This is a genomic window from Streptomyces sp. NPDC111516 (genome assembly GCF_055635345.1).
Genome location: NZ_JBVKBV010000001.1, coordinates 88,914 through 101,314, shown reverse-complemented (window position 1 = coordinate 101,314; position 12,401 = coordinate 88,914). Strand labels below are relative to the sequence as shown.

Genomic DNA, 12,401 nt, shown 5'->3' with positions numbered 1-12,401 from the left:
CGAACAACTTCTGATGTGTGGCAGTGGAGCGGAAGGAATCACGGTGGCAGCAGCACCAGTCTGGAGCGTCGACCCCCGCACCGGGAACCCGCGTGAGCAGGTTGCGGTGGAGGCTACGGCGGAGGAGGTCGACCGTGCGGTCCGGGCCGCCCACGCGGTACGCGCATCGCTCGCCGACCGCACCATGCGCGCCGCGTTCCTGCGTACCGCCGCCGAACTGCTCACCGAGGCCGGGGAGCACATCATCGAGGCCGCCGACGCCGAGACCGCACTCGGCCCGGCCCGGCTCACCGGTGAACTCGCGCGCACCGCAGCCCAGTTGCGGGCCTTCGCCGAGGTTGTCGACGAGGGCGCCTTCCTCGACATCCACATCGACCACGAGGACGCCACCAGGACCCCGCCCTGGCCCGACCTGCGCCGCTACAAGATCCCGCTCGGCGTCGTCGCCGTGTACGCGGCCAGCAACTTCCCGCTCGCCTTCTCCGTCCCCGGCGGTGACACCGCGAGCGCACTGGCCGCCGGCTGCCCGGTCGTCGTCAAGGCGCACCCCGACCACCCCGCCACATCCGAACTGTGCGCCTCCGTACTGCGCCGGGCGGCGGCCCGCGTCGGCCTGCCCGAGGACGTACTGATCCTGGTGCACGGCTTCGACGCGGGCATCGAACTGATCAAGCACCCGCTCGTCGCCGCCGCCGGATTCACCGGCTCCGTACGCGGCGGCCGCGCCCTGTTCGACGCGGCGGGCGCCCGCCCCGCCCCCATCCCCTTCCACGGCGAGCTGGGCTCCCTCAACCCCGTCGTCGTCACCGAGGCCGCCGCCGCCGAGCGCGGCGAGCAGATCGGCGCCGGGCTCGCGGGCTCGATGACGATGGGGTCGGGCCAGTTCTGCACCAAGCCCGGCTTCGTCCTGGCCCCGGCGGGGGAGAGCGGCGACCGGCTGCTGAAGTCGCTGACCGACGCGGTCAGCGACACCGAGGCCGGGGTTCTGCTCGACCACCGGATGCGCGACGCCTTCGTCGCAGGCGTACGCGAACGGGCCGAACTGCCCGATGTGGAGGCCCCGGTCACCCCCGGCGCGGGCGGCGAGCACACCGTCGCGGCCGGCTTCCTCACCGTACCGGCGCACCTCCTGACGGCCGAGGGCCCGCACGACGCGCTTCTGGAGGAGTGCTTCGGCCCGGTCACCGTCGTCGCCCGCTACGCCTCCGCGGACGAGATCACCGCCGTCCTCTCCCGGCTTCCCGGCAACCTCACCGCCACCCTCCAGATCGCCACGGACGGCGCCGACACCGACGCCCCCGGACTCCTCGCGGCCCTCACCCCGTTGGCCGGCCGGGTCCTCGTCAACGGCTGGCCGACCGGCGTCGCCGTCGCCCCCGCCCAGCACCACGGCGGCCCCTACCCGGCCACCACCTCCACCTCCACCTCGGTCGGCGCCACCGCCATCGAACGCTGGCTGCGCCCGGTCACCTACCAGACGACCCCCGAGGCCCTGCTCCCCCCGGAGCTCCGCGACGACAACCCCCTGAACCTGCCCCGCCGAGTGAACGGCCGCCGCGCATGACCCCGCACCTTCCCGAACTCCCCTTTGAACTACGTCCGTTCGGCCCCGCGTCCGACTGGACGTACGAGAACGGCACACTGACCGGCCGTGCCGGAGCCCGTCAGGACCGCTTCGTACCACCCGGCGATGAAGCCCTGGACTCCGCGAGCGACGCACCCCGCCTCCTCGGCACCGCACCTCGGGGCGACTTCCAGCTGCTCGCCCGGGTCCGGGTCGACTTCACCGCGGCCTTCGACGCGGGGGTCCTCTACCTCCACGTCGGGGAACGGGAGTGGGCCAAGATCTGTCTGGAGCTCTCCCCGGACCTGCCCACCGTCTGCACGGTCGTCACCCGCGGTCACTCCGACGACGCCAACTCCTTCGTCGTGGACGGCGACAGCTGCTGGTTGCGCCTCAGCCGCACCGGCAACGCGTTCGCCTTCCACGCCTCGGCCGACGGCGAGCAGTGGACCTTCGTGCGCGTCTTCGCACTCGGCGATCCGCAGCGCGCGGCCGAGGCCTCCGTCGGCTTCCTGGTCCAGTCGCCCACGGGCGAGGGCTGCGCGGCGACCTTCGACCGGATCGCCTTCCGTGCGACGGGACTTGAGGATCTGCGCGACGGGAGCTGATCCGTCCCGCACGTGTGTCGCGCCACCGGACGAATGAGCACGTGTACTCAGCGGAATCGGGTACTGGTCCCCAACCCTGCGGCGCCGCCGGGGGGTTGGGTGGTCCACATGAACACCACTCCTGCCCTCGTCCCCGCAGAGGAGCGCGCGGCCGACCCGGAACGCACCGACCGCGGCATCCGCACGGCTTCCTGGATCGCGCTCGGCATGCTCGTGCCCGTACTCCTCGGCTCCATCTTCTTCGTGCTGAGCACACCCCGGGCCTCCGGCTGTGTGACGTACGGCGAGGACTGCGCCACCGTCCCCCACGGCTGGATTCCCGGGGGCCTTCTGGCAGCGGTCGTGCTCGGCGTCGCGGCGGTCGCCTGGCCGAGGAAGTGGCTGCCATTCGCCTTTGCACGCGGCTGGCTCCTGGGTCTGCACGTCGCGGCGCAGTTCATGACGGCGTTGCTGATCCTCAGCTACGCCTGACTCCCGTGGTCCGACAGGACGTCCCGGACCCGGCGGCTCCTTCCGCGGGGATGCCCGGCCGTGCTCTGCGGCCTGTGGCCGGGCGACTTCCCGGGCGGTACCGCCCACTCGATGTCCCTGTTGATGCCCGGATCTCGCGGCCGGACCCGATGTCCGAGCCCGCTGGTAGCGTGCCGCGTTCAGCCGGAAAGATCACGGGAGGACGGCAGCCGTGCAAGAAGTGACGCGCCACGAGGTCAGCGGACAGCGGATATCCCAGGCCCTCGACGACATCGCCCGACGGACCCGGGGGCGGTGGCACTGGATGCGCTACGACGACCCGTCCCCGGAGAAGATGCAGGAGATGCGTGACGAACTCCTCGACCACATCGCCGCCCGCACCGTGGAGGAGCCGGTGCTCGACGAGCAGGCGCACACGGCACTGCGGACTGCGGCGGAGTGCTCCCTGGGGGTGCTGAGCGTCGGCTGCTTCCCCGACGGTGACCAGGAGATCGTCTTCCCGCTCATCGACGAGAGTCTCAGCAGCGAGAACATCGCTTTCGGCGACATCGTCGAGCAGGCCCCCACGGCCGCCACGTGGGTCGAAACGTTTGCGATGTGCATGGTCAGCGGCCTGGTGTGGGACTGGCAGCGGGTGATCGGTCTGCTGCTGCGGAACGACTACGCGCCCGCGATCCGGGAGGGGGTGCCGTACTCGAAGCCGACCTCGACGTCGGAACCGGCAGATCTTGCGGAGATGGACGCGCTGTGCGGCTACCTGCCCCGGGCACGCGGGCACCTGCCCCGCGACTGGCCCACGGTGACCTTGTGCAAGCCGGACGCCGACGGGCGCACCGAGGCGGCCCGGCAACTGGACGCGGCCGGCCCCATGACACCGGACCAGCGCCTCCTTCGCGTGCTTCTCGACGACGATCAGGACGCCTTCGAGCAGGCTCTCGTGGCCCGGCTCATCGAGCACCGGGAGAGTGTGGGCTCCGATCCCGCCCCCAGGACCCTGCTGCCGATCGGCGCCCTTGCCCTGGCCGCCCTCGCGGTCCAAGTACACGGGTGGGAGCTGGGCGTCCGGTCCGGCTATCTGCCACACGGCATGCTGGGTTCCCCGGACGCGCTGCGGCGAGCGGCCGACGCCCGCCCGAATGACCTGGGCCTTTGGACCGCCAAGTAGGACAGCCCGTGTCCCCGGCCACTGCACCGGTGGGCGATCCGGTCGCCGGGGCGAGACGAAGTACCTGCCCCTGTCCTACGTCGAGCAGTGGGTACCAGCCGTCTTCGCTCTCTTCTGCTTGGTGGGCTTCTGCGCCATCGTGGATCGGGTAGCCCGGGGGTGAGAGACCCTCGGGCCACCCGACCCGGAAAGGGTTGATCTCATTGCCCGAATTCGATATGGAAGCGACTGTGGACAACGTCCTGGCGCGATGGGATTCGGCGCGTCAGCATGCGACGAGGCGGGTGGATGCGGATGCGGAGTTTCACGTCTGGCTGATGCGCACCCTGCCGGCGCTCGCCCGTGAGCTCGGGCCGGCGCCCGATGAGGATCTGGCGCACTGCATGACAGTTGGCGCGACGGCCGACCGCTGCGTTTCGCTCGGCCGGTTCGACGACTCGCTCATGTTGACCGATTGGTTAGTCGGCTTGTATGCACCGCGTGGCGACGGCCTCGCCCGGCAGACGATCTCGGGAGCCATCGAACTCTACCGTGACGCAGCTCTGGTGCCCGAGCTGCATGCACACGCGACCGGGTCGCTGAGGCGGATGGTCGAGTTGATCCCTCGAGGGGGAGACACGGAGATGGAATGGCTGAGCTGCAAGGCGCTCATGGACCTCAGCACGCTCCTCGTCATCGGCAGAGATGTTCACAACAACCAGCAGCACACACGGGCGAGTATCGAAGTCTGCGACGAGATCGTCGAGCGCTGGCAGTCGAGCAGTGAAGCCTGGCTGCGAGTGAACGTCGCCGCCACCTTGGTCAACAAGGCGATCAACTGCATGGAAATCGGCGAAGAGTCGGAGGCCGGGCAGACCTACGCGCGCATCGTCGAATTGTTCACAGCGGACATCGCTGATACCGGGAACAGCAAGCTGAGCGAGCATGTCTACATCGCTCGGCATGCGCTGGACGTACTGGACACGGTGCGAATCCCAGACCCGGAGTTCAAGACCGGATACTTGGAAGCGATGATGCGGGCAGCTCGCCGGACGGGGCGTTACGACCCGAAGGGGCTCGTCGGCGTCCCGCGAGATCTTGATGTCCATGCCCTCCGTTTGGCTGGACAGATCCATCATGCGACGACGAACCTCGTGCGACGGTCAGCATGCTCGGGAGATCCTACCGTTCTGTTGCTGCGCAACTTCGACCTTACGGAGACCTCCTTCGTGAGCTCTAAACCCGATCCAGTATTCGGTCCTGACGATCCGGATGGCTATACCCGGATTCTTCGTTATGCGGATGGTCAGCCTCTACTGAATCGGATAGCCGAGATCACTGATGTCGTGCAGGTCGCCAACACCAATGCAGCCGCGTTGGGGATCGACGGTCAGATCGAGTCCCTGCTCGGCATCTCCAAGAGGCTGCAGCGGTTCCTGTACCTGCCTGACGACGGCTGGCTGGACATCGTCCGTGTCCTCATCGTCCTCGCCGAGCGTGTCGTCGTCTGGGCGGCAGAGAAGACCCCCGCCCTGCTGCAGGAACTCGAACTGGTCAAGGAGTTGGGACGCGCCGACGACAGCGTCGTGCTGCTGGAGGAGCCGTTGGTGGGGTTGGTCGAACCGGAGTCCTTCCATGGCGAGGTGCCACCGCCTCGCGAGGCCCTCACCCCGGACGACCCGGCCCTGACCGGGTTCCCGGCGATTGTGCGCGCCAAGGACGTCGCGTCGGTCGATCCTGAGAACTGCTCCTTCCTGCGGGAGTTGACCAGTCCCATCATTGCTCTCAGGCAGCGCCCGATTCCTGAGCGCGTGGCCCGGATACGAAGGCGGCTCGACGCGGCGTGGTGAGGCTGTAGTGGCCGCCCGCTCCAAGCGGGAGGTGTTCAAGTCCTCCTCGAGGGTTCCGCGGTGATCCGACGATTTTCGGCCTCGATGGCGCGGCGGTGGATCGGGACCGAGCTCTGGGGCCGATGGGCAGTCCCGGGTGTCCGGGAAGGGGGCTTTTGGCGCCCTCATGTGGCCCCACGTACCGCCCTCAAGGGCCGGTTCGTCGAATGGCCGGGCGGGGTGGCGACCGGGTTGATCAACTCGAACATCAGCATGTGATATTAGGCAAACCAGGCCAACATCACCGGCGAACCGTGGGGATTAATTGGCGCATGATGTGCCATCGCGCAATGCGGTCAACTACTAGATTGGCCGACGGCACCACGAGACCGGCCATAGCCTGCCCCGTGCCGTTCACCGGCTGGGAATGTGAAAGTTGGTCATTATGCCTGGAATTCTTGGTGAACGCCGGGTCCAGGCACGATGTTCGGTCCGCACCACCGCGCCCGGCTGCGCCGAAAATGCCGGTCGGGCGCGCCATTCGCAGTATTTCCTGTCCTGACCCGGTTGTCCGGATACGCCCCTGTGGCCGGCCGAGAGTATGAGGCGCGTTCTGTGAAGGTTCGTACGAGGCGGTCGAGCACCCTGATCGCCGGGGGATTAGCAGCGGTGCTGCTGACGGGTTGTGGCTCACAGGATCAGATCTGGCCGTTCGAGGCCAAGGAGAAGATGGTCGTCGGGATGTCCGACGACATTCTCGCGACAGATCCGGCCGCGGGGTACGACCCGGGGTCCTGGCTGCTGTTCAGCAACGTCTTCCAGTCTTTGTTGAGCTTCCCGCCCGGGAGTTCCACCCCTGTGCCGGAGGCCGCCGAGGAGTGCCACTTTTCGGACGGCAGCAAGACCTACACCTGCACCCTGCGTGACGGGTTGAAGTTCAGCAACGGCAACAGCCTCACATCGGAGGACGTCAAATACTCCTTCGACCGGGCGATCGGAATCAACGACCCGGCGGGCCCGGCGCCGCTGCTCTCCACCATCTCGTCGATCACCACCCCGAGCGAGAAGACCGTCGTCTTCCACCTCAACGTGCCCGATGCGATATTTCCCAGCAAGATCGCATCGGGTGCCGGTTCCATCGTGGACCGTCACACCTATCCAAAGAACAGGCTGCTCAAGGGCGGCAAGCCGGTTGGCTCCGGTCCCTATCAGCTGGACTCCTTCGACAAGTCGAGGGCCGTCTTCTCGGTCTACCCCGGCTACCACGGAAACGCCGAGGTGAAGAACTCCGGCGTGACGCTGGAACTCTTCCACGGCGATCAGCAGGCCCTCGAAACGTCCCTGGAAAAGGGCAAGGTCGACATCGCCTACCGTGGCCTCACCGCCAAGGCGATAGCCGCCCTGGACACCTCGCCCACCGCTCAGAAGGACGGCCTCGAAGTCGTCCAGGGGAGCAGCGCCGAAGTCCAGCACATGGTCTTCAACGTTGCCGACCCCGTGGTCGGCAAGCTCGCCGTGCGCAAGGCCATCGCCTATCTCGTCGACCGCAACTCCCTGGTCAGCCAGGTCTACCAGTCCACCGCGACACCGCTCTACTCGATCGTCCCGGTCGGCATCACCGGCCACGGCACCTCTTTCTTCGACACGTACGGCGACGGCCCGCAACCGCAACGGGCGAGGGATGTCCTGCGGGACTCCGGTATCACCGACAAGGTGAAACTCACCCTCTGGTCCACCCCGAGTCGTTACGGACCCGCCACCGACGACGAACTGCGGACCATCGCCGATCAGCTGAACAAGAGCGGACTCTTCGACGCCAGGATGAAGTCCGTCCCGTTCGAGCAATACGAGAAGGACATCGCCGACGGCAAGTACGGCGTCTATGTCAAGGGCTGGGTACCGGATTACCCCGACCCCGACAACTTCACCCAGCCGTTCTTCGGTAAGGGCAACGTCCTGTCGAACAATTACGAGAACAGCGAGATATCCAAGCGGATCATCCCGAAGACCTCGTCCATGACCGACCGCGCGGACACCCGGCAGGAGTTCATGAAGCTGCAGGACATCGTGGCGCGCCAGCTCCCGCTCCTGCCGCTCTGGCAGGGCAAGCAGTACGCGGTCGCCCACGAGAACGTCCGGGGCCTGCAGAACTGCCTGGACACATCGACTGTCTTCCGGTTCTGGGAACTCAGCACCGCGGAGTAGCCGAGGCTGTTTCGGGCTCCGCTCGTCGGACTGTTCACGGTGCCCGATACGTGGAGTCGGATTGCGCCGTCGTAGGCGTCCGCGGGGTGGCGGAGGACCGTCCGGACGCAGCCGGGGAATGAGAGGGTCCGCTCGCACGTTGTGGACGGGAGCGGAGGGTGGCTCCGCGTCGCCTGAGCCGTACGTACGGGAACACGGAGAGAAGAAGAGACATGCGCGTCGAGATCTGGAGCGACATCGCCTGCCCCTGGTGCTACATAGGGAAGGCCCGCTTCGAGAAGGGGCTGGCAGGGTTCGCCCACCGCGACGAGGTCGAGGTCGTGCACCGGTCCTTCGAGCTCGACCCCACGCATGCCAAGGGTGACACCGTGCAGGTGATCGACATGCTGGCGCAGAAGTACGGGCACACCCGCGAAGAGGCGCGGGCCATGGAGGCGAACGTCGCGGCCAACGCGCAGTCCGAAGGGCTCGGCTACCTCACCGAGGGCCGTGACCACGGCAACACCTTCGACATCCACCGGCTGCTCCACCTGGCCAAGGCCCGCGGCCGCCAGGACGAGCTGCTGAGCCTCGCCTACCGGGCGAACTTCGCCGAGGAGCGTTCCGTCTTCGACGCTGACGTGCTGGTCGAGCTGGCCGTCGAGGCCGGTCTCGACGCCGACGAGGCGCGCGCCGTTCTCGCCGATCCGGAGGCGTACGCCGCCGAGGTGCGGGCTGACGAGCGGGAGGCGTCCGAGCTCGGGGCCAACGCCGTGCCGTTCTTCGTGCTCGACCGGCGGTACGGGATCTCAGGCGGCCAGCCCGCCGAGGTGTTCGCCCAGGCGCTCGAGCAGGCCTGGAAGGACCGGCCGCTGACCGCGATCGGCGGCGACGCCGCGGCGTGCGACGCCGACGGCGCCTGCGAGGTCCCGCAGACGGGAAGCAACGCCTGAGCGGGCCTGAAATCGGGCGGTGGTGGTGCCTGTACCGGCCCGTCGGCGGGCTGTGGCGTCGCCTGTGCGGCCCGCACGTCGGTGGCGACGTGCGACGGCCTGCCCTGGGCCGCATGCATAACGACCTCCCCCACGACAGGGAGCCCGTTCCCTGTCGTGGGGGAGGTCGTAAGCATTACTTGGGTGCGCACCTTGATTCGTGGTAATTGACGATGAATAAAGGGGGCTTCACGCTGGGCGCATGGAGACTATTTCGCTCAACCGCCGGCCGTCTTTGCCGCGTGGGTCGCCTCCGACGACCCCTGGAACAGCACGTACGGCTCCGTCGAGCGGCTCGCGCCGACCGCCAGCCGCTACGACGAACCACTGTCCTTCCTCTCGTACCACGGGGCTGAACGCTCGCTCGCGCTGCTGGGCGAGGTCGGCATCGACGCCGTCCACGCCCACGCCACCGGGCTCGCGGCCCGCTTCCGGGCGGGGCTGGCCGGACTGGGGCACGAGGCGGTACCGGGGGAGTCGGTCATCGTGGCCGTGCCCGGACTCGGCGGACGGGTGGCGGAGCTGCTGCGGGCCGGGGTGGTGGTCTCGGACCGGGCGGGGAGTCTGCGCGCGGCCTTCCACCTGTACAACACGGAGGCCGACGTGGACCGGGCCCTGGACGTGCTCTCCCGTTGAAGTCCTGGGAATGCCCTCCCGCTGAACCGCTCGTTCGGTGGGGAGGGTCGTCGCGGCCGGGTCCTCCACCGCCGATCCGGGCCGGCCGCGCCCATGCCGTCTCGGCGCCGGTCCGGAACCACGGCTGACGGATCGCCGTCAGCGCGGTCGTGTGTTCCCCTCCCGGAGAAACCACTGGCCGGTTACCGAACGCACCTTCGACCTTGCGGTGTTACAAAGGGCCATGTGGGCAATCGTTTCGGCCGATCCCGGAGCGCACAGGTTCGGTCACTCACGGGCAAGCACCCCCGGAGCCTCGCCGGGCAGGTCTTCGCCCTGCAGGCGGCTGTGGTCGTGCTCCTGGTGGCGGCCGTGGTGCTGGCGTTCCTTCTGCAGTCCGAGCGCGACAGCAACGCGGACGCGAGGGACCGTTCCATTGCCGTCGCGCAGACGTTCGCGCACTCCCCGGGCATTGTGGCCGCGCTGAGGGCCCCCGACCCCACCAAGGTGCTCCAGCCGCTCACCGAGGCGGGACGGAAGGCGGCAGGCGTCGACTTCATCGTGGTGACGGACACGAGGGGGATCCGCTACACCCATCCCCGGCCGGAACTGATCGGGAAGAGGATCGTCGGCACCATCGGGCCATCACTGGCCGGCCACGTGTATACCGAGACCGTCAACGGCCCGCTCGGCCGCGAGGTGCAGGCGACCGTCCCCATCAATGCTCGCCCGGGCAAGGTCGTGGGCCTGGTGTCTGCCGGCATGAGGGCCGAGAAAGTGACGAGTGTGGCAGCCCGGCAGATTCCGATCATCCTCGGCGCCGGAGCGGCCGCGCTCGCCGTGGCCACGGCCGGGACGGCGCTGGTGGCCAGGCGGCTGCAGCGGCAGACCCACGGCCTGGGCCCCGCCGAGATGACCCGCATGTACGAGCATCACGACGCGGTGCTGCACGCCGTACGCGAAGGCGTGCTCATCGTCAGCAACGACGGTCGATTGCTGTTGGCCAACGACGAGGCCCGACGACTGCTGGATCTGCCGCACGACGCGGAGGGGCGACACATCTCGGACTTGCCCGGCCTTGATCCCGGCACGGTGGAGCTGCTGACCTCGGGGCGCGCGGCCACGGACGAAGTTCACCTCGCGGGAAACCGGTTGCTCGCGGTGAACCAGCGGCTCACGGATCGTTACGGTGGCCCCGAGGGGACGGTCGCGACTCTGCGTGACTCCACAGAGCTGCGGTCCCTGTCCGGCAGGGCGGAGAGCGCCCGCGAGCGGCTGAGGCTGCTGTACGACGCCGGGATCGGCATCGGTACCACCCTCGACGTGATGAGTACGGCCGAGGAACTGGCAGAAGTCGCGGTTCCCCGACTCGCCGACTTCGTCACCGTCGATCTGGCCGAACCGGTCCTGCATGGGAACGAGCCGACCGGTACGGGCGCGGAAATGCGCCGTGCCGCCGTCCGCGGCATCCGGGACGACTCTCCCCTCTATGAAGTCGGCCACCTGATCAACTTCCTTCCCCCCACGCCGCAGGCAAGGGCCTTCGGCACCGGCTGGCCGCAACTGGTGCCCGACCTGGCCACCACACCCGGCTGGCTCACCCAGGACCCGGAACGGACGGAAATGATCGTCGAGTACGGCATCCATTCGCTCATCACGGTGCCCCTCCAGGCGCGTGGCGTCATCCTGGGCATGGCCAACTTCTGGCGCTCGGAGAAGCCTCAGCCGTTCGAGGAGGACGACCTGTCCCTGGCCGAAGAACTGGTTGCCCGGGCGGCGGTCAGCATCGACAACGCCCGCCGCTACACCCGTGAGCACGTCATGGCCGTGACTCTGCAGCGCAGCCTGCTGCCGCGGGCCCTGCCCGAGCAGAGCGCCCTTGAGGTCGCCCATCGTTACCTGCCCGCACTCTCCGGGGTGAGCGGCGACTGGTTCGATGTGATCCCGCTCCCGGGCAGTCGGGTGGCGCTGGTCGTCGGGGATGTTGTCGGCCACGGCCTGCACGCAGCCGCCACGATGGGACGGCTGCGTACGGCCGTGCACAACTTCTCCACACTCGACCTGCCGCCCGACGAGATCCTCAGTCACCTCGACGACCTGGTCGGGCGCATCGACCAGGAGGAGGCGGAGACGGCCGTCGGTGCGGGGGTCACGGGAGCCACCTGCCTGTACGTGATCTACGATCCCGTTTCCCGTCACTGCGCCATGGCACGGGCCGGGCATCCCCCGCCCGCACTGGTCCGGCCCGGCGGCAGTGTCTCGTTCCCCGACCTGCCGGCCGGTCCGCCCCTGGGCGTGGGCGGTATGCCGTTCGAGACCGCGGAACTGGACGTGGTGGAGGGTACGCAGTTCGTCCTCTACACCGATGGGCTGATCGAGGACCGCACCCGAGACATCGATGTGGGGATCGAGCTGCTGCGTCAGGCCCTGGCGTCCCACCCCGACCGGTCGCCGGAGGAGAGCTGTCAGGCGGTGCTCGACGCGCTCCTGCCCAGTCGGCCGAAGGACGATGTGGCGCTGCTCATCGCCCGCACACGAGCGATCCCGCCCGATCGTGTCGCCCAATGGGCAGTGCCGTTCGATCCCGCCGCCGTGGCGGGGACGCGTGCCGCCGTGATCGAGAAGCTCGATGACTGGGGTCTGTCCGAGCTTGCGTTCGCCACGGAACTGGTGCTCAGCGAGCTGATCACCAACGCCCTCCGCTACGGCTCCGCGCCGGTCACGATCCGACTGCTGTACGACCGCACCCTGACCTGTGAGGTGGCCGACGGCAGCAGTACCTCACCCCACCTGCGGTATGCCGCCGCGACGGATGAAGGAGGCCGCGGCCTGTTCCTCGTGGCGCAGCTGACCGAACGCTGGGGCACCCGCTACACCCCCCAGGGAAAGGTCATCTGGGCCGAGCTGTCGCTGCCCCGGTCCGACGGGATCACGGACCTCACGGCGTGGTCGGACGTCCTCGACGCGAAACTCTGACTGCTGGCTCGGCAAGAC

8 protein-coding genes and 1 pseudogene are annotated in these 12,401 nt (G+C 68.4%); all 9 read left to right on the top strand.

The genetic code is table 11. From position 1 onward, the window contains the following. The first annotated feature begins 43 nt into the window (after positions 1 to 43). The gene (locus tag ACZ7L9_RS00495; protein WP_471411168.1) at positions 44 to 1,564 is read left to right on the top strand and encodes an aldehyde dehydrogenase (NADP(+)); all 1,521 of its coding nucleotides are present in this window, start codon (positions 44 to 46) and stop codon (positions 1,562 to 1,564) included. Then, the gene (locus tag ACZ7L9_RS00490; RefSeq protein WP_471411166.1) at positions 1,561 to 2,172 is read left to right on the top strand and encodes a DUF1349 domain-containing protein; all 612 of its coding nucleotides are present in this window, start codon (positions 1,561 to 1,563) and stop codon (positions 2,170 to 2,172) included. The genes ACZ7L9_RS00495 and ACZ7L9_RS00490 overlap by 4 nt, the downstream gene beginning before the upstream one ends. 108 nt (positions 2,173 to 2,280) lie before the next feature. Then, positions 2,281 to 2,643, top strand: a complete 363-nt coding sequence (locus ACZ7L9_RS00485) for a hypothetical protein (RefSeq protein ID WP_471411164.1) — start codon at positions 2,281 to 2,283, stop codon at positions 2,641 to 2,643. Positions 2,644 to 2,854: 211 nt separating this feature from the next. Beyond that, entirely contained in the window at positions 2,855 to 3,808 is a 954-nt protein-coding gene (locus ACZ7L9_RS00480; RefSeq protein WP_471411163.1) for an immunity 49 family protein, read from the top strand. 230 nt (positions 3,809 to 4,038) lie between these two features. Then, complete coding sequence (locus ACZ7L9_RS00475) at positions 4,039 to 5,637, top strand: hypothetical protein (RefSeq protein WP_471411161.1); 1,599 nt, start codon at positions 4,039 to 4,041, stop codon at positions 5,635 to 5,637. 594 nt (positions 5,638 to 6,231) lie between these two features. Continuing rightward, complete coding sequence (locus ACZ7L9_RS00470) at positions 6,232 to 7,821, top strand: ABC transporter substrate-binding protein (RefSeq protein ID WP_471411160.1); 1,590 nt, start codon at positions 6,232 to 6,234, stop codon at positions 7,819 to 7,821. A gap of 212 nt (positions 7,822 to 8,033) precedes the next feature. Then, a complete protein-coding gene (locus ACZ7L9_RS00465; RefSeq protein ID WP_471411158.1) occupies positions 8,034 to 8,753 on the top strand; it encodes a DsbA family oxidoreductase in 720 nt (239 codons plus the stop codon). A 270-nt stretch (positions 8,754 to 9,023) separates the two neighbouring features. Then, positions 9,024 to 9,428, top strand: a pseudogene (locus ACZ7L9_RS00460) (aminotransferase class V-fold PLP-dependent enzyme); the annotation flags it as partial. A 225-nt stretch (positions 9,429 to 9,653) separates the two neighbouring features. Then, complete coding sequence (locus tag ACZ7L9_RS00455; RefSeq protein WP_471411157.1) at positions 9,654 to 12,383, top strand: SpoIIE family protein phosphatase; 2,730 nt, start codon at positions 9,654 to 9,656, stop codon at positions 12,381 to 12,383. Positions 12,384 to 12,401: the final 18 nt, after the last annotated feature.